We start from the raw sequence: 22,681 nt of genomic DNA, 5'->3' as shown, positions 1-22,681 counted from the left end.
TGTATATCTTATACGACTAATTAGTGTTCAGCTTTAGGAGCTTTTTCTGCTTCAGCAGGTTTTGCAGCAGCAGTACTGTCTGTTTTGTGAGCTTCAGGTTTTGCAGCTTCTTCTTTGTGTCCTTCAGCGGCAGCAGCAGCCTCATGACCGTGTCCGTGAGCTTCTCCTCCTTGTGCGTCATCAGAATATCTTTCTACTCCTTCTTCTAGTTTTAGAGTATTCTTATTCCCACCAGCAGATACTTTTTTACAGCTTACAGCTACAGTTGCAATAGCTAAACATATAATCAATTTTTTCATATGCAAAATTTATTTTTTTTTAAAGTCATATAAAACCGCTTTATTTGAGTCTGTTCTGGTTATTTAAACAGCGAGCGATTTCATGCTTATATTTTTGATTGCCCAAAATTAAGAAATCCTATATTTTTCAGCAACATTTTTATACTGATTTTAAAATAATTTTCCCTTTTTTGGATTGTGTAAAAATAAGGTAGTGTTCTCCTCCATCTTTCAACCCGTATTTCTTTTTGATTTCCTCAGGTTTTAAAGGATAGTTTTTTGAAATGATATTGAATTGGCTTTTCTTCTTAATCTGTTTAGAATCAATTGATTCAATTTCTAAAAACCTCCCTGGAAATCCCTCTTTCTTTTCGTTGGAAGTATAAAAATGGCTGTTGGGGTGAAGTTTTTTTAATCCGAATTTTTCTGAAATTAAATTAAAGACACCCGCCTTCAAAATAGCGTTATTAGGAATATAAATGTACTTTTCGGATTCCGAATACTCCGATTCTGCAGTTTCTTCTTCTCCAAATGTAAAGGTAAAAGCAGATTCACCACTCTCAAGGTTCACACAGCTGCATATAATTCCATCCTTATTTTCATTAGATAAAAAAACAACGACTTCCTTTACATCATTTTTCAGAGCAATGATCTCAATTCTTGAAATACCAGGCAACACTGAAACAAGATATTTAAGATCAATAAGCGGAGAGAGCTTAATGACCACCTGATTGGAGATAGAAAGTAACTTTTCCTGAATTGCAAGAATATCAGGAGACAAGTCTTCCAAAAGAAAAACTTTATTTTTATGCTGGTCTCTTCTGGCTGGATCAAGGTAAATAACGTCAAACTGTTCCTGATTCTCATTCAGGAAGTCTTCCAGTTTACGGTTGATAAATCTCGCCTGACGGCCCAAAGTATTCCAGTTATTTTCAACAATCTCTAAAAGCTCTGTATTTTGCTCTACCAGAGTAATATCCTCGAAATTTTGAGAAAGATAATAAGCATCTATACCAAAGCCGCTTGTCAGATCAATGAATTTCCTTCCTTTCAAAATTCCGGATTTGTATAGGGCTGTTTTTTCTGATGAAGCCTGTTCAAGATTCAACTGTGGCGGAAAAATAATGCCTTCTTTCAAAAGAAAAGGAAATTTTCTTTCTGCTACCTGTTTTCCTTTGATCTGCTGTACAATTTCCTGCATGGAAACTTCTGGAAATGGAGATTTTTTCAGTAATAATGCATGTAAATCTGTATTCAGATTTGCATTGATATAATGTTGAACGTCTTTATTTAGTATTTTAACCACAGATTTTTCCCAGATTGTAAATGATTGATAGTATGCTAAAAATTATCTTTTATAAAAAATATAATCAGTCAATAGCGGGGTTATACCATTCTGTTTCAACAAAGAATTGATCTGTCCTCTGTGGTAAGTAGAGTGATTGACCATGTGAAAAAGCATTTCAAAAATACTGTTATCAAACTTTGTCCCTCTTGAATTCTGATATTCTATTCTTTTCTCCAGATCAAGATTATTTATAATATTAATGCTTTTAATAAAGTTCCCATGGTTGATTTCATCAAGGGATTCAAAAAGATTGATCTGCCAGACTTCAAAAGTTATTTCGCCCAATATTCTTGCATTCCAGATCTGCTGTGCATTTATTGTATGATTAATGAGACTGATTGTCTTCTCATCCAAAGCTTCTTTATTCTCAGAAATAATTTTAATCATTTCACGGTTGAAATGATAGGTGTATTCAAATAAGTCAATCAGTTTTTCTTTCATTACTAAAAACTATAAGTTTTTATCTTTATACAATGTCAACACATTTGGGGACAATATTTGTCGGGTTTTTATTTTCAAAGTCAAAGAATAATAGAAATTCATTCTCATTAACAAATTTAATAGGTCCCCTCAAAAATTTGCTTTCTTCAAGTTTATTATGGAAATCATTGTATAATGCAATTAAATTAGACAACTTTTTTCATAGTATGATTAATGTTTTATTCAAACATTTCAGCCCAACGTACTGCTTTTATTTCTTTTTCGTTGTAAAGATCTGCAATAGACTTTTTAACATCTAATTTAGGGTATAAATTCACTCCTATCAGCTTTATTTTCACTTCTTCAATCCATTGCTGTTCTTCAACAGCGTGATCATAGATCTTTTTCTGTACAACTCCCTGCTTTATAAGTTCAAGATACCCTCCTGCTTCTTCGATTTCAATGAATAGAGCCCATGACTTTTCTGCAATCTGCTGAGTAATGTCTTCGATATAGTAACTTCCGTTAGAGGCATCTTCAAATACATTGATAATACTTTCATAAGCCAGAACAATCTGTTGTTTGAAAGAAATCTCTTCCGAGTTATCCGTACTTCCGGCTACAAGGTAGTTATTGGTAAAAACAGCATCTGCTCCTCCTATCATTGCCGAAGCAAGCTCTAAGGTTGAACGGATAAGATTGTTTTCATTATCAGAAATGGCCTTATTTCTCTGCGAAGTTTCTGCAAAGATATAAGGGATTTCATCCATCCCGTATTCCTTGGAAAGCTGGTTGAAAAGTATTTTAAAAGCTCTCAGTTTTGCCATTTCAAAGAAATAACTGCCGCCAACTGCTATCCTGAAGATCAGTTTATTTAAAATTGCTGCTCCATATACTTCCATCAATTCCTTAGCTTTTGCTAAAGCAATACCCAGCTGCTGATAAATAGCCGCTCCGGCATTCTGGTGCAGGGAAATATCTACACAAATATTTCTTTTAAAGTCCTTTGCCAATAATTCTTTTGCCAGCTGATCATCAATCTTTCCTTCTTTTTCATTAAAAACATCGATCAAAGAAAAATACTGGTCCTCCTCTTTGGGACTGATGTGTCCTGCAAGGTCTTTATTATTGACAAAAATTGCTTTCTGATCAAGATTTTCTACGTTGTGATCCAACATAAATGCAAATACTTCATCTTCCAAACTTTCATGGTATCTTGCTACCAAATGAGTACTTTCCTCAACTCTAGGCAGGTTTACCAAAGGTTTCTGAACTTCTGTGTAAAAAGGCTTCACCTCTATTCCTTCTAGATTCTGTTTTTCTAAAATGGGATAAATGTCCTCTGTTTTAAGTTGTTTTTTGACTAAACTCTCCCAGTTTGAAAGGATATCTGTATTTGACATTAGTTTTATTTTTTATGAATTGTCTATGATGAAGTTGGCCCCACAAGTGAATTTCCATTGACTTGAAAAATTGACAAGCAAAGCGAATTGACTATTCACCATTGACCTATTTTATTCGACTTCTATTATTTTTTAGGCACCTTTGTGCTGTCTACCACCAAAATGAAGATTTCTTCATTCGGTTTTTTCATAAAATAATTTTCTCTTGCGTATTTTTCTTTCTCTGACTTGTTGTTCATCAGTTTTTTATAAAAAGCATCGTTCTTATCATATTCTTTTTTATAATAATCCAGCTGCTCTTCATACTTGTGAATCTCACCATTCAGTTCGTTAATAACAAGAAATGAGGTTTTATCGAAAAAAACCATCCATACCAAAAACAGACAGATCGTAATGGTATACTTATTCAAAACATATTTCTGGATAAGTTTGAATGTTTCAGATTTCGGCTGAATGTCTTTGATAAGGTTGTTCTCTTCCATTTTTTTTAATGTTTTTTCAACGAGTTTTTAATAACGGTAGTTAAAAAATCAATGGCTACGGAATTCTGTTTCATATTAGGGATAATAAGATCGGCATCATTTTTAGATGGCTCGATAAATTCCTGGTGCATTGGTTTCAAAGTAGTCTGATAACGGTGTAGTACTTCGCTCAGATCTCTCCCTCTTTCCTGGGTATCTCTTCTGATCCTCCTGATCAGCCTTTCATCAGAGTCTGCATGAACGAATACTTTCAGGTCAAACTCTTTCAGTAGTTCTTTATTGGTCAACACCAGAATTCCTTCTACTACCAATACGTTTTTAGGTTCTACAGTGACATGATCTCCTGTTCTGGAATGCGTGACAAAGCTATAAATCGGCTGTTCAATAGGTTCGTTATTTTTTAAAGCTTTCACATGTTTTATCAATAATTCAAAATCTATAGACTTCGGATGGTCATAATTCAGAGCCTCTCTTTCTGTCAGTGTCAGACCTTGGTTGTCGTGATAATAATTATCCTGAGAGAGGATATTCATTCCCTCAATATCAAGCTGCTGAAGTATCTTATCAACAACTGTAGTTTTGCCGGATCCAGTACCACCGGCAATTCCTATTACAAGCATTCTTTTTTGTTTCTTTATAGTTGGTACAAATATACTATTTTAGATAAAATATGACAATGTAAGAATATTGAGAAATTAAAAGAGTAAAGCATTTAAAGATTAAAAGATTTCCTGAAAGGCCATTACTCTTTGTGATGTATTGCCATTACTTGATTTTCATCTCCGGATTTAATAAAAAAAACCGACAATTAATTTGTCGGTTTTTTATTTTATACGATTTCGCTTGTTAATTCGCGCGAAATTAATTTGTCATGCATTGGTTTCAAAACATCCATTGAGCCTGTTTTTACAGTACATTTACCTTTGTAGTGAACAAGGATTGTACATTGCTCGGCCTGTTCCAAAGAATGTTTACAGATTTCAATCAGACAGTCTATTACATAATCAAATGTGTGAATATCATCGTTATGCAATACGAGTTTATAGACTTCATCTGTATCATCCAGAACGAGGACTTCTTCTTCATACTGACGTTTTGGGTTTTCGTAATCTTTTATGCTATTATAAAAATTCATCCTAACGGTTTTAAACTTCTCCAATTTTATCTGCTAAATGATCTATAGCATTAGGTTCCTGATAGATCAGCTCTACAAGCTCTACACTCTTATTATTCATTTTCAGAATTTTGAAGTGATAATCTTCAAGATCAAACTCCTGGTTTTCTTCCGGGATCTCTTCCAACTCATAAAGAATGAATCCTGCTAATGAATTATATTCACTTTCTTCGGAAAGAGGAAGTCTTTTTGGCAGGAATTCATTGATTTCGTCTAAAGGCTGTGTAGCCTGTACCCAATAGGTATTGTCCGCTATTTTATCAACGATTTTTTCTTCATCGTCTTCTTCATCCTGAATTTCTCCTACCAGTTCTTCCAGAATATCTTCTAATGTGATAATTCCTTCAGTTCCTCCAAATTCGTCTATAACGATAGCAATATGTTGTTTTTTAAGCTGGAATGTTTTCAGTAAGTCTGAGACTTTCTTGCTTTCTACTACGAAAAACGCATCACGCATCAGGTCTTTAAGGTCTTCATGATCCAGCTCTCCTTTTCTTTTAACAAATTCTCTGATGATTTCTTTTGTATAGAAAATACCAATGATATTGTCAATAGAATCAATATATACAGGAATACGAGAATATCCGCTATCCATAATCTTGTTGATAATGTCGTTGACATCTTCTTCAAAATCGATGGAAGTAATATTTTGTCTTGGAACCATGATCTGTTTAGCAGAGTGATCTGTAAAATCAAATGCATTTTTGATGATCTCATAGTTTTCTTCCTCAATTTCTCCGCTATCAGCACTTTGTTTTACCAAAAGCTGAAGTTCCTCAGTAGAATGGATTTCCTGCTCGGAAGCCGGATGAATTTTAACCAATCTAAGGAAACCATTTGACATCGAGTTCATCAACCAGATAAATGGTTTAAAAACCGTATAAAAAACCCTCAATGGAACCGCAGTTGCCATAGTGGTTGCTTCAGATTTTCTGATCGCGATTGATTTTGGAATAAGCTCACCAAATACAATATGCATAATGGTAATCAATACAAAACTTGTCACTACCGAAATTGTAGTAATCGTTGTCTGAGTCAATTCAATGCTCAAAGACACGAAAATATTTTCAACAATATGATGCAGGGCACTTTCCCCTACCCATCCAAGGGCAAGTGATGCCAATGTAATTCCTAATTGTGTTGCGGAAAGATATTCATCAAGATGTTTGATGATATGCTCTGCCTGTTTAGCCATAGAATTGCCTTCTGCGGCTTTTATCTGAATTTGTGAGTAACGAACTTTAACAATTGAAAATTCTGCGGCTACGAAAAAGCCATTTAGTAAAACAAGAAATAAGGCCAGCAAAAGCCTGACTATGTCCGAGTCCATTTAGAAGTTATATAAATTTTATTAGCTACAAAGATATGCAAAATAAAAATAACCTGAATCGGGATAGATTATTTCAATTGAGTATTTTTTGAAAGAAAAATATGAAGCGATAAGATATGGCTATTTTCCAATAAAAAAATAACTGAAGGGTAACTTTCATTTCTCCGTAAAAAGAGAACTTTTGGGTGGTAAACAGCGGTTTTAACCTCATATAAATAAAAAAGCACCGAATATATCGGTGCTTTAATTGTATGTTAAAATAATTCTTTATGAATTTTTCAAAGCTTCTGCTCCGGAAACAATTTCCAAGATTTCGTTGGTAATTGCAGCCTGTCTTGCTTTGTTGTAGAAGATCTTAAGATCATTTCTCAAAGCTTCTGCATTGTCTGTAGCTTTGTGCATTGCTGTCATTCTCGCTCCGTGTTCAGATGCTACTGAATCCAGGATTGATTTAAAAACCTGAGTTTTGATAGACTTTGGAATCAAGTTATCCAGAATCTCAGCTCTGTTAGGTTCAAAGATATAATCTGTTTCCACCTGTGGCTCTGTATTTTCAGGCATCAGGATTGGAAGAAGTTGTTCTGTTGTTACTTCCTGAGTCGCTGCATTAACGAATTTATTGTAGATAACATATACTTCGTCAAATTTACCTTCTCTGAAACTTGTCATTACTCCTTCAGTGATATGAGCAACTGCATCAAAGTTCAGATTATCATAAACAGAACTTCCATTAGCATATACCGAACGGCTTCTTCTTACAGCATCAAATGCTTTTTTACCTACAGGAAGAACTTCAACCTCATATTGAGAATTGTTCTGAAACTGAAGGTTAAGCTCTTTTACAATTGAAGAGTTAAAAGCTCCTGCAAGACCTCTGTTTGAAGTAACAGCGATGAAAAGTATTCTTTTAACCTCTCTTTTCTGAGCATATACAGAAATCTGATCAGGATCTGAGCTAGAATTTACATTCTGGATAAGCTCCTGTAATTTTTCAGAATATGGTCTTAGCATTACGATTGCGTCCTGTGCTTTTTTAAGTTTCGCAGCGGAAACCATTTTCATAGCACGGGTAATCTGCATCGTAGATGAAATTGACGTAATTCTTCCTCGTATTTCTTTTAAGTTTGCCATTAATTTGGGTTCAAAGTTTATGGTCTAAAGTTTAAGGCTTAAAACGTTATATTTTAAACCTTAAACATTTATTTTTTTAGTTGTATTTAGAAGCTAAATCGTTAGCAGCCTGCTTAAGAACACCTGTAATATCGTTATCGATTTTTCCAGACTTAATAGCAGCCATAGTATCAGGGTGCTTAGATCTTAGGAACTCGATATACTCGTGTTGGAATTCTTTAATTTTGTTCAAAGGAACGTTTCTCATTAAGTTTTCTGTTCCAGCATATACGATCGCTACCTGACTGTCTACAGGAAGTGGTGCATTTACCGGCTGCTTAAGGATTTCTACGTTTCTTTCTCCTTTAGAGATTACTGCTAAAGTAGAAGCATCAAGATCAGAACCGAATTTCGCGAACGCTTCTAGTTCTTTATATTGAGCCTGGTCTAATTTAAGAGTACCAGAAACTTTTTTCATTGATTTGATCTGAGCATTACCTCCTACTCTCGATACAGAGATACCAACGTTGATCGCTGGACGAACCCCTGAGTTGAATAGATCAGACTCCAAGAAGATCTGTCCGTCTGTAATAGAGATTACGTTTGTAGGAATATATGCAGAAACGTCACCAGCCTGAGTTTCGATGATTGGAAGAGCAGTTAATGAACCTCCTCCTTTCACGATTGGTTTAAGAGACTCTGGCAAATCGTTCATTTGCTTAGCAATGTTATCATCAGTGATTACTTTTGCAGCTCTTTCCAATAGTCTTGAGTGAAGATAGAAAACGTCTCCAGGGTAAGCTTCACGGCCCGGTGGTCTTCTCAATAGTAGAGAAAGTTCACGGTAAGCAACAGCTTGTTTAGATAAATCATCATAAACGATAAGCGCTGGTCTACCAGTGTCTCTGAAGAACTCCCCGATAGATGCTCCTGCCATTGCAGAATATACCTGCATTGGAACTGGATCTGATGCGTTAGCCGCAACGATTACAGTATAGGCTAAAGCTCCTTTATCAGAAAGCGTTTTAACGATTTGTGCTACAGTAGAAGCTTTCTGACCGATCGCAACATATATACAATATACAGGGTTACCTGCATCAAAAAATTCTCTTTGGTTGATGATCGTATCAATCGCAACAGTAGTTTTACCTGTCTGTCTGTCACCAATGATAAGCTCTCTCTGACCTCTTCCTACCGGAATCATCGCATCAATTGCAACGATACCTGATTGTAAAGGCTCAGTTACCGGCTGTCTGAAGATAACTCCAGGAGCCTTTCTTTCCAATGGCATTTCGTATAAATCCCCAGTAATAGGACCTTTACCATCGATAGGGTTACCAAGAGTATCTACTACTCTTCCTAACATTCCTTCTCCTACTTTGATAGAAGAGATTCTGTTTGTTCTTCTTACTGTATCACCTTCTTTTACTAATTTACTTTCACCAAGTAAAGCAACACCTACGTTGTCTTCTTCAAGGTTAAGTACAATACCTTCTACATCACTAGAAAATTTCACCAACTCTCCGTATTGTACGTTTTCTAACCCGTATACACGAGCAATACCATCACCGATGGTTAAAACTGTACCTACTTCCTCAACGTTGGATTGAGTATCGAAGTTGGCCAATTGCTGTTTTAAGATCGCAGATACTTCTGCCGGATTTATTTCTGCCATTGTATGGTTGTTTTTCTTAATTTAATTGGAAATCTTTTTTAACTTGGTTCAGTTTTGTCTTCACAGACGCATCTACCTGCTGGTCACCTACTCTCAGAACATATCCTCCAAGAATTTCAGGCTTTACAATTACTTTCAAATCGAAGTTTGAATCAGCATTTACAAGATTGGTAGATCTTAAAATCTGGTCAAGATTTTCTTTTGAAAGCGGAGTTGCTGTAGTAAGCGTTACTCTTTGTATACCACTAAGGTCTTCTACTTTATTGATAAATTCCTGAGCGATATTTTTCAATTGGTTTTCACGTCCGTGTTTTATCACCAATCTGATCAGATTTTGGGAAGAAACAGATAAACCTTTGAAAATTTCGTTTGCTACTTCTATCTTCTTTTTTGAATCGATGTAAGGAGTCATGAAAAATTTATTTAAGTCCGCAGACTCTTTCATGATCTTTGCTACATCTTTCATTTCAGAAAATACAGTAGCCGTTTGACCTGATTCGTTGGTGAAGTCAAGTAAACCTTGTGCGTATCTTTTAGCTACTTTAGATGTAAGCATTCTTAGTTAAGGTTTGATTTGTTTAAATAATTTTGAACTAATTCGTTTTGAGCTTCGTTGTTATCCAGCTTTTGTTTCAAGATAGACTCAGCAATGTTTACAGATAAAGTACCAATTTGAGTTTTGATGTCTGCCATTGCAGCATTTTTCTCAGCGTTGATAGTCTGTTTAGCAGCTTCGATCATTTTGTCTCCTTCAGCTTTAGCAACATCTTTAGCTTCCCCTACGATTCTGTCTTTAATCTCTCTAGCTTCTTTAAGGATAGCATCTCTTTCGATTTTTGCTTCACGAATGATTCTTTCGTTATCCTCTTTTAAAGTTTCCATTTCTTTTCTAGCTAATTTAGCTTGATTAAGAGCGTCAACAATAGATGTTTCTCTGTCATTGATAGACGTTAAAATAGGTTTCCAAGCGAATTTACCTAACAAGAATAATAATGCTAGAAAAATAACAGACTGGATAATAAATAATCCTGATGAAAACTGATGAATTAATTCCATTATATAAATGTATAAATAATTATTACTTTTTTAAAGAACCATTATCTGCAACCAACCGTTACAGATAATGGTCTGATTTTAATTAGTTTACTGCGAATAGAGCAGCAAACGCAACACCTTCTACAAGTGCAGCTGCGATAAGCATAGCTGTTTGGATTTTTCCAGATTGCTCAGGTTGTCTAGCGATAGCTTCAAGAGCAGCAGCTCCGATTTTACCAAGACCGATACCTACACCTAGTACTACGATACCAGCACCTACAATTTTAGGGATTTCCATAATATATAATTTTAAAAAATTTGTTTTACTTTAATTAACTCTTTCAATTAGTGAGCAGCATGATGTTCGTGCTCGTGCTCCTGTACTGCCATTCCGATAAACAAAGCTGATAACATTGTAAAGATATAAGCCTGTAGGAATGCCACCAATACTTCCAGTAAATAAATTACCAATGTAAGGAATGGGAATGCAACACCTGCGATAAAATTCTTAAATACGTAGATCAATCCGATCAAACTCATTACTACGATGTGACCTGCAGTCATGTTTGCAAAAAGACGGATCATCAATGCGAATGGCTTCGTGATTGTTCCTAATAATTCAATAGGAAGCATGATCAATTTCATTGGAACAGGAACTCCCGGCATCCAGAAGATGTGTTTCCAGTAATCTTTATTCGCTGAGAATGTTGTAATCAAATAAGTAAGGATAGCCAGGAAGAATGTCATTGTAATATTACCTGTAACATTGATTCCGAAAGGCATTAACCCTAAAACGTTAAGGAAAAGAATAAAGAAGAATACAGTTAATAAATACCCCATAAATCTCTTATACTTATGTCCGATATTTGGGATAGCAACTTCGTCTCTTACAAAAACAATTAGTGGCTCTAAAAATCTTGCTGCACCTGTAGGAACAACTGATTTTTTATAAGATTTAGCCATTCCACCGAATAACACTAACATAAAGATGGATACTAATAGAATCATCAGTACACTTTTTGTAATAGAAAGATCTAATGGCTTTACGTTAGTTGGATGACCGTGATCATCAAGAGTTATAGTTCCAGCAGCATCAGTCTTATAGATTTTCTCATGGTGCAGAACATAAAAAGAACCATCTACTTCAGTAGGCTCTCCGTGCATAAACCCTTCTTTGTTACTCATGAAAGCGTGAAAACCATTATCATATACAATAACAGGAAGAGGGAAACCGATGTGGTGACCATCTTTATCAACCATCAATGTGAAATCATGTGCATCCAACAAGTGATGATCGATGAACTCTTTGTTTTCTTTGCTTACTTTGTCTTTCTCTGAAAGCTCTTGAGCAGGAGCTGCCCCAGCAGGAGCCTCACCGTGCTGTGCAGACACTAAGTTTAATACAAAAATACTGTAGAATAAAACTGCGAATTTCTTAAACATTGATAGGTTTTTTTCGTTGTGCAAAAATATGATATTTTTTCTATTTTCAATAAATTATTTTACTGTTTTTTATCATGATTAATCAGCTTGATCGCATAATAGGTAAGCATTGCTGTCAGGACAAAATACGGGATGATGAAATGAAATTTATAGCCTGGAATGACTTCAAAGTTTAGTTTTTTTCTGATTAGGTACATTAAACCAAATTTTAAAAGGATCAAACCAATAACAGACAATCCTAAAAATTGTGGTGCTACTCTATTAATTAAAATAATAAGAGTGACCATCATCATAAACATGACGCTTAGAAAAAGATAAAATTTAATGATTATAATTTCATCCAGATGAAAAACAAATTTCCAAAGGGAAAAATGTACAAGAAACGTCAGAAAGAATAAAATGACAACAAGAATATTAGGATTGATTTTCATTCTAAATTTTAATTGATCGCAAAAATAGACTTTTTCTATCGTATTATGATATGATTTGATATATATCATTTTTTCTTATATATATAATATTACGTTCTGAACACTTTAGATATGCTAAAAATTCCTTATTTTTGCAAACCTATAATTTACAATCAATATGTTTAATAGTTTACAGGATAAATTAGACAAGGCATTACACAATATTTCCGGTAGAGGAAAAATTACAGAAATCAATGTAGCGGAAACCGTAAAGGAGATCCGTAGAGCATTGGTAGATGCCGACGTTAACTATAAAGTTGCAAAAGATCTTACCAAAAGAGTTCAGGATAAAGCATTAGGAGAGAACGTTCTTACTTCCCTTACTCCGGGACAGCTGATGACAAAAATTGTTCATGATGAACTTGTGGAACTTATGGGAGGTTCTCAGGAAGGGATCAACCTTTCTGGAAAACCATCTGTAATCCTTATCGCTGGTCTTCAGGGATCTGGTAAGACTACTTTCTCAGGAAAGCTTGCTCATTATTTACAAACAAAAAGAAATAAAAAGCCTTTATTGGTAGCATGTGATGTTTATCGTCCTGCTGCAATTGATCAGCTGAAAGTATTGGGAGGACAGATTAATGTTCCTGTTTTTACTGAAGAGGGCTCTACTAATCCTTCTACCATTGCTGAAAATGCAATCAATTTTGCAAAAGCCAACAATCATGATGTAGTAATCGTGGATACCGCAGGTCGTTTGGCGATTGATGAGCAGATGATGAACGAGATCAAATCCGTACATTATTTCATCAAGCCACAAGAGACTCTTTTCGTAGTTGACTCTATGACAGGTCAGGATGCTGTAAATACGGCAAAAGCATTCAACGATGCATTGAATTTTGACGGGGTTGTTTTAACGAAATTAGACGGTGATACAAGAGGGGGTGCTGCACTGACAATCCGTTCCGTTGTTGAAAAGCCAATCAAATTTATCTCTACAGGAGAAAAAATGGAAGCTTTAGACCTTTTCTACCCGGAAAGGATGGCAGACAGAATCCTGGGAATGGGAGACGTTGTTTCCTTAGTAGAAAGAGCTCAGGAGCAGTTTGATGAAGAAGAAGCTAAAAAACTTCACAAAAAAATCGCTAAAAATGAGTTCGGCTTTGATGATTTCCTTAAGCAGATCAATCAAATCAAGAAGATGGGTAACATGAAGGATTTGATGGGAATGATTCCTGGGGTTGGAAAAGCAATCAAAGATGTAGAAATCAGCGATGATGCATTCAAACACATCGAAGCGATTATCTACTCTATGACTCCTGAAGAAAGAAGAAGACCTTCTATCATCAATACTCAGAGAAAAGGAAGAATTGCTAAAGGTGCCGGAAGAAAAATCGAAGATGTAAATCAATTGATGAAACAATTCGAACAGATGGGTAAAATGATGAAGATGATGCAGGGACCTCAAGGAAAGCAGATGATGCAGATGATGAGCAAAATGCCAAATATGCCCGGAATGCCAGGCATGGGTGGAAAATAAAAAAGACAAAATCAGTCATAAAAAAACTCTCAGAATTTCTGAGAGTTTTTTATTTTTATGGAAATATTTGTTTATTTAAACTTGTATCCTAGTCCTAACTGGAAGAAATTCATTTTTAATTTCTCACCATCCACAGGGTTTTTGATCATATTGGTAAGACCAAAGCTATAGCGGGCATCTACAAATAGTCCCTTATACACATTATAATCAGCACCAAAGAACAACCCAAAATCTGTAGATTTCAGCGTATCATTCAGGTATCTTTCTACATAACGCTCTCCTTCTGCTATTCCTGAAGGATTTGTCATGCCCGCATTAGGACCGCTCATTTCAAATTTCACTTTGTTATTGGTCTTAAAACTCACATACGGACCTGCATAAATTCCCAATTCCGGCGTTGCATAATATCTTGCGGATACAGGAATTACAATTCTGTTCAGGTTCATCTTTTCTGTTACGGTAATACCTGGTAATGAAACTTCTGCTTTCCCACCAAGGTTAGCATATTCTACCTCTCCCTGAATAGCAAATTTGTTATTGAATTTATGTTCAACCAAACCTCCTATATAAAAGCCTGACTTGGATTTTAAACCTCCTTCAATTCCCCCAAATTCAAAATCACCTTCATTAGAATTCAATTTTGATAGTGCGTAACCTGCTTTTACTCCAAATGTAGTTTGGGCATTTAACCCTGCAAATAAAGCAATTGCAGATGCCAATAAGATTTTTTTCATGATTATTATGATAAATAGTTTTAATTTAAAAAGTCCTAAGATAGATCTCAGGACTAATTTATTATTTATTATTTTGCAAATATATATTTCACTCCAAAAGTTACCGAAGTTAAGCTGATACCGAATTTATAGTCATCTGCTCTTCCAGCTCCGTCAATATCTCTTTTGTAAGTATTGTATCCAAACTCCCCTATTGTAGCTTCAATTGACCAGTTCTTCGTTATGAAATAATCCAGACCCGGCTTAATATTCACTCCGATGTTAGTATAGTTATTTTTTTGCGTAAACGGAGCGGAAAGTATAGGATCTCCGCCATTCCCTTCACTGTTAAAATCCAGTTCTTCTTTGCCAAACTCCAATGGAACCTGTAATTGTCCGAAAATGTATAATTTATCGGATAAAGTCCAGTATTTTCTTATGAACGGAGATACCACAAATGCGTTATCCGTATTTTTTATTTCAACTGGATTACTGAATTCGCTTGCATTTACTTTGTATTTGGTAACAGCACTTTTATATCCTACTCCTAGTCCTACCGCTAAATTTGTATTAACGAAATAACCTGCTGTAGGAAGAATTCTAATTACATTATCCTTTCTGTTCCCTCCAAATTCATTGGTTTCCTTGTGATAAACCCCTACCTGCCCTGAAACGTAGGAAGTTCCTTTTGCAATCTGTGCATTTGATAAACCGAAAAGCGCAACAGCGCCCATCAATACGATTTTTTTCATGATTATTATATTAGTTTTTTTAGGAAAAAAAGCCCCAAGAAAATCTTAGGGCTCTATTTTTATATGCTTTGTTTATTACTTTGCAAATACATATTTAACTCCGAAAGTTACTGAAGATAAATTCAATCCGAAGTTATAGTTGTTTGTAGCATCACCATCTTTTGGCTTGTAGTTGCTATAACCGAACTCACCGATAGTAGCTTCGATAGACCAGTTCTTGTTTAAGAAATAATCTAAACCTGGCTTCACAGTAACACCGATTTTAGTGTACTTAGCTTCAGTAGAAGTAGAGTTTGTAACAACTGTGTTTCCATTAGTAGCTACAGAACTGTTTTCAACCTCAGTTTTTCCAAACTGCATTGGTACTGCTAATTGTCCGAAGAAATATAACTTGTCAGACAAAGTCCAGTATTTTCTTACGAATGGAGCAACAACAAAAGCTGGAGTTTTAGTAACGTTCTCGTTTACAATTGTAGTACTTCCTAAAGTTGCAGTAGTAGTGGTAGTGTTCTTTTCAGTTTGGTATCCAATTCCTAATCCAACTGCTAAGTTAGTGTTTACGAAATATCCAACTGTAGGTAATACGTTGAAGTTTTCTTTTTTATCGTTACCGTTGTTAGATTCTACTTGAGAATAACCAACAGATCCTGATAAATATGTAGTTCCTTTAGCAATTTGAGCGTTTGATAAACCAAAAAGTGCAACAGCACCCGCTAATAATATTTTTTTCATTTTAAAAAATTTTAATACTTTCTGAGGGCAAATTTACAGTGGCTACCACTAATATTAAAATTTGTTAATGTGATTAATATCATTGTTAAAATTCAGGGTTTTGTAAAAATAAATCCTATTCAGGAGAAGTCGTTAGGTTTTTCACAATATTATGAATAAAAAAACTACATTTTATCAACAAGAGGCAGATATGTTTACTTTTTTACATTTTACTTTTTTTTCCAAACCCCATGAATTCTATAAAAACACCCAAATTAATTAACCTAAAATATTAATTTTTAAGTTATTAACTCTTAAAATTTAAACAAATGTTTATTGTTGAGTAATAATTTCGTCTTTTCTAATCACTGTAGGACTCATTATATATAAAAAAATCTGTTACAATATTCGTATAAACTTTGTATAAGCCACAAAAAAAGCTCCGGCCTTCGGCCGGAGCTTTAAATATGCAATTGCTTTCTTATTTCAAAAAGAAATTATAACCAATGTTAACAGCTCCTACATTCCAGCTATACCTTCCCCATCCTGGAAGATCACGCTTATTGCTGATTGATTGATATCCGATGTATAACTCTCCTTTAGACATTTGATATCCAAATTTAGGTTGTGCATAGAAACCACCATCTACCCCATCTTTTGTAGAAATACCATATCCCAGATCTAATCCTACAAAAATAGGCGCTCCGGAGAATCTGTATTTACCGGAAACCGCTACAGGAACAAATCCGAAATCATCAAAGTGGTCTTTTCCGAAGAAATGAGAATATCCGGTTGTTACCCCAAGGTCAAGACCTTTAGCAATATTCCACATATAAGCTGCATCTACTCCTAATGTAAATGAAGATACATCACCTGCATCAGACACAGGAATACCAATATGTCCACCAATTTTAAAACCTTCCTGCGCTTGAGCAGCACCTCCTAAAAGTGCAAAAGCACCTAGTAATAATAGTTTTTTCATTTTTTTAGTAGCTTTAAATTATGGTGCAAAATTACTAATTATTTTTCGTCATAAAGAGAAATTATATGAATGAACTATCATACAATAAAGAAAGCAGGACAATTTTGTCCTGCTTTATAGTATAATCTGATCTTAAAATTTCAGAATTAGTTTCCTCCGAATTTGAAACCTACACCAATTTGTGCAAAGCTGTTAGTCGCTTTTTCGTTCCCTTCTGGATGTTTTGCAAGGTTAGAAATTCCAAGATTATATCTTGCATCAAAGAATAATCCATTTTCCAATGCATATTCAGCACCAAGGAAAGGAGCGATATTCAAAGTATTCATTTGATCTTTGATATCTCTTTCATCATCTGCGTTAAGCTCAAGTCCTGGAATTCCGAATCCGAAATCAGCGGTAAGCTTTTGTTTAGCAGAAAGAATAAATCCGAAGCTTGCTCCTGCAGAAACAGATAACCCTTCAGTGATGAAATATTTAGCAGAAATAGGCACCAATAAAGTATGATAAGTCTGCTTTGCCTTTACATTTAAAAAAGTAGTTGGATTATCCGGATCAGCTTCAGCTACATTTACTTTTCCTCCAAGTGGCGAGTATAAAAGTTCTCCCTGAAGAGCAAATTTATCACTCAATTTGTATTCAGCAATACCACCAACATAGAAAGTATGTACAGGATCTGAAGTTTCAGACTGTCCGTCTCCTTTTAATTTAATTGTAGAGTAAGAGTATCCAGCTTTAGGACCAAATCGAAATTCTTGTGCGTTTGCAGAAATTCCCATAACAGCAACGGCTGCAACAAGTAAAAGTTTTTTCATGTTTTAATTAGTTTTTACATTTAAGGATTGCAAAGCTAATTATTTTTTCCAAATTAACAAATTTTAATAAAATAATTAAAGGTTAATGAAAGGTTAACAGGAACTTTTACTTATTTAGAACTACTCATTTCTCACCCTTTTATCTTCATCATTATAGGCAAGGATAATTTTTCTTACCACCGGGTGTCTTACGACATCCTCTTCTGTAAGATGTACAAACCCAATCTCTTTTACTCCACTTAAAATTCTCATAGCCTCTTTCAGCCCTGATTGTTGATTTTTTGGAAGGTCAATCTGGCTTGGGTCTCCTGTAATAATGAACTTGGCGTTCATCCCCATTCTGGTAAGGAACATCTTCATCTGCGCATGAGTGGTATTCTGTGCTTCATCAAGAATCACAAAGGCATCATCAAGGGTACGCCCTCTCATAAAAGCCAAAGGAGCTACTTCAATCACTTTTTTCTCCATGAATCCCTCCAGTTTCTCATGAGGAATCATATCACGAAGTGCATCATATAAAGGCTGTAAATACGGATCCAGCTTTTCTTTAAGGTCACCCGGCAGGAATCCCAGACTCTCTCCTGCTTCTACAGCCGGTCTTGTCAGGACAATTCTTTTTACCTCCTTGTCTCTCAATGCTCTTGCTGCCAACGCCACGCTGGTGTACGTTTTTCCGGTTCCTGCAGGACCTATGGCAAATACCATGTCCTTTTTCTCCGTTTCCTTTACCAGCTTTTTAAGATTGGTTGTCTTAGCCTTAATGACTTTTCCGTTGACACCTTTTACAATAATATCCTGGTCAAAGATCAGTTGTTTCTCGTTTTCATCTTTAATATTCAATATATTTTCAACATCTTTCAGTTCTATTGAATTGTTTTTAGAGATAAATGCGACAATGTCGTTCAGTTTTTGCTTCAGTATGTCTAAAGCTTCCTGATTTCCCATTGCAAAGATAACATGATCTCTTCCTGTAATTTTAATGGTTGGAAAGCTTGATTTTAATAAGTTGAAATATTGGTTATTAACTCCATAGAAGACTTTCTTGTCGATATCTTCCAAATCATATGTTAATTCAAACATGCAGTATTTTATTTATTAGATTTTAAAATTAAAGCTTTTTTTCAAATTTATATCAAATTCTTTTCAACAATCTTTCGGGCTTTCTTTTTATTTTAAATAACTTTGCAATACTACACTATTCTATAAATTGCTCATGTCAATTATTACCCTTACTTCGGATTTCGGAAATTTAGATTACAGAGTTGCCGCTGTGAAAGGCAAAATTCTGTCTCTAAATCCTGAGGTTAATATTATTGATATAACCCACGACATCCAGGCATTCAACCTTATACAAACTTCGTATATTGTAAGAAATGCTTATAAATATTTCCCGAAAGGAACCATTCACATCCTTTCCGTAGACAGTTTTTACCACAAATCAAGAAAAAATCTCATCTATAAAGCCGATGGATCTTATTTTCTGGCAGCTGACAACGGACTTTTGAGCCTTGTATTCTTCGATATTAAACCGGAAGCGATCTATGAGCTTACGCTGAACAACCGTTTTGATGACGTTATCAACTTTACGTCCACAGATATTTTTGTTCCCGCAGCGGTACATCTTGCCAATGGTGGACTTCCGGAAGTGATAGGAAGAAAAATACATTCGGCTAAACAGCTGATGTTCCCAAGACCGGTTTATAATGAATCTGAAGGGATGATTATTGGTGATGTTTCTTATATTGATAATTTCGGAAATATAATCTCAAATATCAACAAAGATTTTTTCGAGAATATCAGTAAAGGCTACAGCAGTTTCACGATAAAATTCAGAAATCTGAGTCTTTCAAGGATATTTTCCAGCCATACGGAAGTTGTTTCAGACTGGGAAAGGGAGACCGAATTCCACGGGCAGTCGGCGGCAATCTTCAATGACAGTCAATTATTGGAGCTTACGATCTACAAAGGAAGTAAGAAAAATGGCGCTAAAAGCCTGTTTGGATTGAATGTAGGTGAAAATATATACATCGAATTCAGCTAAGATTATATATTTCATAAAAAAACCGATTTTTTTTATATATTTGTCAAAATCTAAAAATCAAAAATGGCAGAATACAAATTATTGCTTCCTTCCATGGGAGAAGGTGTTATGGAAGCGACAATTATCACTTGGTTATTCAATGAAGGTGATAGCGTAAAGGAGGATGACTCCATAGTAGAAATTGCAACAGATAAAGTAGATTCAGACGTTCCGACACCAGTTTCGGGGAAAATAGTAAAGATTTTAAAGCAAAAAGATGAAGTTGCAAAAGTAGGTGAAGCCATTGCTATTTTAGAAATTGAAGGAGAAGGTTCAGCTTCAGAGGAAGCAGCTACTGAAACTCCGGCAGCTACTCCGGATGCTAACACGTTAAAAGCAATTGAAGAGCCTCTACAAGCAGCTGCTGCTTCAAATGTAGAATTTTCAGGAGACCTTTATTTATCTCCACTTGTAAAATCTATTGCACAACAGGAAAAAATTTCTGAAACTGAACTGAAATCCATCAAAGGAAGTGGTTTGGAAGGAAGAATTACAAAAGAAGATATATTAGCTTATGTTGCTAACAGAGGAAGCCAGCCGGCTCAGCAGGCAGCTCCTGCACAAGCAGCTTCAGCTCCAAAACCAGCGGTATCTGCTCCTGCAGCTACTATCTCAGTAAATGCAGGTGATGAGATCATTCCAATGGACAGAATGAGAAAGATCATCGCTGAGAACATGGTAAAAGCAAAACAAATTGCTCCACACGTGACTTCTTTCATCGAAACAGATGTTACCAACGTTGTAAAATGGAGAAATAAAAACAAAGCAGCTTTTGAAAAACGTGAAGGTGAAAAACTTACGTTCATGCCAATTTTCGTAAAAGCAGTAGTGAAAGCAATCCAGGATTTCCCAATGATCAATGTTTCTATCAATGGTGAGAATATCATCAAAAAGAAAAACATCAACATCGGTATGGCTACTGCCCTTCCAGACGGAAACCTTATCGTTCCTGTCATCAAAAATGCGGATCAACTATCCCTATCAGGTCTTGCGAAAGCAATCAACGACCTGGCTTACAGAGCAAGAAACAAAAAATTAAGACCTGAAGATACTCAGGGAGCAACCTATACAATTTCTAATGTAGGAAGCTTCGGAAACCTTATGGGGACACCAATTATTCCACAGCCTCAGGTAGCTATTTTAGCCATCGGAGCTATCGTTAAGAAGCCTGCAGTTCTTGAAACAGCTGACGGTGATGTAATCGCAATCAGAAACTTAATGTTTATGTCTCACTCTTATGACCACAGAGTGGTAGACGGATCTTTAGGAGGAATGATGCTGAAGCACGTCCACGACTACCTTCAAAACTGGGATCTGAACACAGAAATATAAGTAAAGAACAATCTGCAATGACAAATTTTTGCCGATTTTACATACTAAACCTCCGAATTTTTTCGGAGGTTTTTTCTTAGGAAAACGGGTATCATTTTATACAGATAATCAATAAACAATGTAATGGAACAGATAGCTCAATTGTCTTATATAAGAACCATAAACTGAATTACCAACACATGAAACAAATTCTTTTAGCAGCATTTGCATTACATATTTCCACAACCGCTTTTTCACAGCAAACCAATCAGTCTCAATTGATTGACAGCTATGTGAAAGAAGCAATGAAAAACAATAAAATCCCGGGACTGGCTCTTGGAGTTATAAAAGATGGCAAAGTGATTTTTGAGCAATATTACGGAACAGAAAATCTGGAAGACCCTAAAAAAGTGAGTTCCAGTTCGATGTTTAGGATATACTCTACTTCAAAATTAATGACCAACGTTGGCGTTTTTCAATTGATTGAACAAGGAAAATTATCTCTGGAAGACCATGTATCAAAGTATGTTGAAAATCTACCCAAAGAATGGCAGGATGTAAAAGTAAAAAACCTGTTGACTCATTCTTCCGGAACTCCGGACTTTATTGCTTTCGAGGATATTTCGGTTGATGATTCCAATGCAAAGGCTATAGAACGCCTTGCCAAAGAAAAAATGGATTTTAAAACAGGAAATGAATTCAGATACAATCAAACGAACTACTTGCTGCTTACTATGATCATAGAAAAGATTACAGGGAAATCTTTCGATGATTTTATTATAAGCAATCAATTTTCTGATGTAAAAAATCAGGTCTATTTCTCATCAAATTCTCTTGAGCAGATTCCCAACAGAGTTCAGAAATACAACTACAACAATGAAACAAAACAATATAAAAAAACAACATTTGACAACGGCGTAAGATCACATTCCGGAAATGGATTGGCCATTACCCTTCCCGCTTTTTTACAATGGAGCAGCCATCTCAGCAAAAACGATCTCTTGAATCAAAACACAAAAGAAATGATGTGGAAACCGTTTGATTATGGAAACAAAAAAGATTCTTTCGCCTACGGCTGGGAGATTAACAAAGCGAATAATATTCCTTCTTATGGCTTTTCTGGTGGAAATGTAAGCGCTTATAGGATTTTCCCACAGAATAATATAGCCATTATTATGATGTCAAACGGATATAATTTCTTCCCGGCACAGTACCATATTATCAACCATATTGCATCTATTATCGATAAAAATCTAACTGATGCTTATTCTATAGCTGAAGAATCTATTATCACTGAATTTGCGAAAGCCAGCAGTTCAAATGCAGAAAAAAACTACTTTAATATCAAAGCTAAAAACCCAAAATGGGATTTTGAAAATACATTGAATAATCTTGGGTATATTTTAATGAGAGGTTCAAGAGTGAATGACGCTGTTACAGTTTTTGAATTAAATGTAAAGGAACATCCACAATCCGGAGGTGCTTATGACAGCCTGGGAGAGGGTTATTTCAATGCTAAAAACTATCCTTTGGCATTAAAAAATTATAAAAAATCTCTTGAGCTGGATCCACAAAATACGAATGGTTCCAATATGATTACTAAAATAGAAGCTCTTCTCGCTCAGAAAAAATAATTAAAAATTACATAACTTCACTCAACAAAGTCCTGACA

General features: G+C 35.2%; 25 protein-coding genes. 4 read left to right on the top strand and 21 right to left on the bottom strand.

Features of this window, described 5'->3' with window-relative positions:
- Positions 1-20: 20 nt before the first annotated feature.
- The 15 genes from AC07UM_RS15895 to AC07UM_RS15825 all read right to left on the bottom strand — a co-directional run bounded on the left by AC07UM_RS15895 (position 21) and on the right by AC07UM_RS15825 (position 12,129).
- Positions 21-299, bottom strand: a complete 279-nt coding sequence (locus AC07UM_RS15895; protein WP_103235351.1) for a hypothetical protein — start codon at positions 297-299, stop codon at positions 21-23.
- Between the two features lie 139 nt (positions 300-438).
- The gene (locus tag AC07UM_RS15890; protein ID WP_494684068.1) at positions 439-1,584 is read right to left on the bottom strand and encodes a class I SAM-dependent methyltransferase; all 1,146 of its coding nucleotides are present in this window, start codon (positions 1,582-1,584) and stop codon (positions 439-441) included.
- Between the two features lie 42 nt (positions 1,585-1,626).
- On the bottom strand, positions 1,627-2,067 hold the full coding sequence (locus tag AC07UM_RS15885; RefSeq protein ID WP_494684067.1) for a DinB family protein: 441 nt from the start codon (positions 2,065-2,067) through the stop codon (positions 1,627-1,629).
- A gap of 218 nt (positions 2,068-2,285) precedes the next feature.
- Positions 2,286-3,449 carry a methylmalonyl-CoA mutase family protein gene (locus AC07UM_RS15880; protein ID WP_494684066.1) on the bottom strand — a complete coding sequence of 388 codons (1,164 nt, stop codon included), beginning with the start codon at positions 3,447-3,449 and terminating at the stop codon, positions 2,286-2,288.
- Positions 3,450-3,574: 125 nt separating this feature from the next.
- Complete coding sequence (locus tag AC07UM_RS15875; RefSeq protein WP_103234308.1) at positions 3,575-3,931, bottom strand: FtsB family cell division protein; 357 nt, start codon at positions 3,929-3,931, stop codon at positions 3,575-3,577.
- 5 nt (positions 3,932-3,936) lie between these two features.
- Complete coding sequence (udk, locus tag AC07UM_RS15870; RefSeq protein WP_045497309.1) at positions 3,937-4,551, bottom strand: uridine kinase; 615 nt, start codon at positions 4,549-4,551, stop codon at positions 3,937-3,939.
- A gap of 209 nt (positions 4,552-4,760) precedes the next feature.
- Positions 4,761-5,066, bottom strand: coding sequence for an ATP-dependent Clp protease adaptor ClpS (locus AC07UM_RS15865; RefSeq protein ID WP_124531814.1), 306 nt, complete (start codon positions 5,064-5,066; stop codon positions 4,761-4,763).
- Between the two features lie 10 nt (positions 5,067-5,076).
- On the bottom strand, positions 5,077-6,435 hold the full coding sequence (locus AC07UM_RS15860; protein WP_494684065.1) for a hemolysin family protein: 1,359 nt from the start codon (positions 6,433-6,435) through the stop codon (positions 5,077-5,079).
- 267 nt (positions 6,436-6,702) lie between these two features.
- Positions 6,703-7,566, bottom strand: coding sequence for an ATP synthase F1 subunit gamma (atpG, locus tag AC07UM_RS15855; protein ID WP_494684064.1), 864 nt, complete (start codon positions 7,564-7,566; stop codon positions 6,703-6,705).
- A 76-nt stretch (positions 7,567-7,642) separates the two neighbouring features.
- Positions 7,643-9,220, bottom strand: a complete 1,578-nt coding sequence (gene atpA / locus AC07UM_RS15850; protein ID WP_494684063.1) for a F0F1 ATP synthase subunit alpha — start codon at positions 9,218-9,220, stop codon at positions 7,643-7,645.
- Positions 9,221-9,236: 16 nt separating this feature from the next.
- Positions 9,237-9,776: an ATP synthase F1 subunit delta gene (atpH, locus tag AC07UM_RS15845; RefSeq protein WP_103234313.1), complete on the bottom strand. Its 540-nt coding sequence runs from the start codon at positions 9,774-9,776 to the stop codon at positions 9,237-9,239.
- A 2-nt stretch (positions 9,777-9,778) separates the two neighbouring features.
- On the bottom strand, positions 9,779-10,276 hold the full coding sequence (locus tag AC07UM_RS15840; RefSeq protein WP_109738606.1) for a F0F1 ATP synthase subunit B: 498 nt from the start codon (positions 10,274-10,276) through the stop codon (positions 9,779-9,781).
- A gap of 82 nt (positions 10,277-10,358) precedes the next feature.
- The gene (atpE, locus tag AC07UM_RS15835) at positions 10,359-10,553 is read right to left on the bottom strand and encodes an ATP synthase F0 subunit C (protein ID WP_002979108.1); all 195 of its coding nucleotides are present in this window, start codon (positions 10,551-10,553) and stop codon (positions 10,359-10,361) included.
- A 47-nt stretch (positions 10,554-10,600) separates the two neighbouring features.
- Positions 10,601-11,698, bottom strand: a complete 1,098-nt coding sequence (gene atpB / locus AC07UM_RS15830; protein WP_124531816.1) for a F0F1 ATP synthase subunit A — start codon at positions 11,696-11,698, stop codon at positions 10,601-10,603.
- 59 nt (positions 11,699-11,757) lie between these two features.
- On the bottom strand, positions 11,758-12,129 hold the full coding sequence (locus AC07UM_RS15825; RefSeq protein WP_494684062.1) for a hypothetical protein: 372 nt from the start codon (positions 12,127-12,129) through the stop codon (positions 11,758-11,760).
- 157 nt (positions 12,130-12,286) lie between these two features.
- On the opposite strand from AC07UM_RS15825, the gene ffh reads away from it, so the two are divergent.
- The gene (ffh, locus tag AC07UM_RS15820) at positions 12,287-13,648 is read left to right on the top strand and encodes a signal recognition particle protein (protein ID WP_124531818.1); all 1,362 of its coding nucleotides are present in this window, start codon (positions 12,287-12,289) and stop codon (positions 13,646-13,648) included.
- Between the two features lie 71 nt (positions 13,649-13,719).
- On the opposite strand, the gene AC07UM_RS15815 is transcribed toward ffh, so the two are convergent.
- The 6 genes from AC07UM_RS15815 to AC07UM_RS15790 form a co-directional block, all read right to left on the bottom strand.
- A complete protein-coding gene (locus AC07UM_RS15815; protein WP_494684061.1) occupies positions 13,720-14,382 on the bottom strand; it encodes a porin family protein in 663 nt (220 codons plus the stop codon).
- Between the two features lie 68 nt (positions 14,383-14,450).
- Positions 14,451-15,113 carry an outer membrane beta-barrel protein gene (locus AC07UM_RS15810; protein ID WP_494684060.1) on the bottom strand — a complete coding sequence of 221 codons (663 nt, stop codon included), beginning with the start codon at positions 15,111-15,113 and terminating at the stop codon, positions 14,451-14,453.
- 75 nt (positions 15,114-15,188) lie between these two features.
- Positions 15,189-15,845 (bottom strand): outer membrane beta-barrel protein, encoded by a 657-nt coding sequence (locus tag AC07UM_RS15805; RefSeq protein WP_494684059.1) that lies wholly within the window; start codon positions 15,843-15,845, stop codon positions 15,189-15,191.
- A gap of 460 nt (positions 15,846-16,305) precedes the next feature.
- Positions 16,306-16,806: a hypothetical protein gene (locus tag AC07UM_RS15800; protein ID WP_494684058.1), complete on the bottom strand. Its 501-nt coding sequence runs from the start codon at positions 16,804-16,806 to the stop codon at positions 16,306-16,308.
- Positions 16,807-16,952: 146 nt separating this feature from the next.
- A complete protein-coding gene (locus tag AC07UM_RS15795) occupies positions 16,953-17,618 on the bottom strand; it encodes a porin family protein (protein WP_494684057.1) in 666 nt (221 codons plus the stop codon).
- A gap of 120 nt (positions 17,619-17,738) precedes the next feature.
- Entirely contained in the window at positions 17,739-18,698 is a 960-nt protein-coding gene (locus AC07UM_RS15790) for a PhoH family protein (RefSeq protein ID WP_494684056.1), read from the bottom strand.
- 133 nt (positions 18,699-18,831) lie between these two features.
- On the opposite strand from AC07UM_RS15790, the gene AC07UM_RS15785 reads away from it, so the two are divergent.
- The 3 genes from AC07UM_RS15785 to AC07UM_RS15775 all read left to right on the top strand — a co-directional run bounded on the left by AC07UM_RS15785 (position 18,832) and on the right by AC07UM_RS15775 (position 22,643).
- On the top strand, positions 18,832-19,659 hold the full coding sequence (locus AC07UM_RS15785) for an SAM hydrolase/SAM-dependent halogenase family protein (protein WP_494684055.1): 828 nt from the start codon (positions 18,832-18,834) through the stop codon (positions 19,657-19,659).
- A 63-nt stretch (positions 19,660-19,722) separates the two neighbouring features.
- A complete protein-coding gene (locus tag AC07UM_RS15780) occupies positions 19,723-21,030 on the top strand; it encodes a dihydrolipoamide acetyltransferase family protein (RefSeq protein ID WP_494684054.1) in 1,308 nt (435 codons plus the stop codon).
- A gap of 179 nt (positions 21,031-21,209) precedes the next feature.
- Positions 21,210-22,643, top strand: coding sequence for a serine hydrolase (locus AC07UM_RS15775; RefSeq protein ID WP_494684053.1), 1,434 nt, complete (start codon positions 21,210-21,212; stop codon positions 22,641-22,643).
- Positions 22,644-22,681: the final 38 nt, after the last annotated feature.

The organism is Chryseobacterium sp. GW821-FHT04C04 (assembly GCF_059420365.1).
This window is presented reverse-complemented; position numbering and strand designations above follow the sequence as displayed.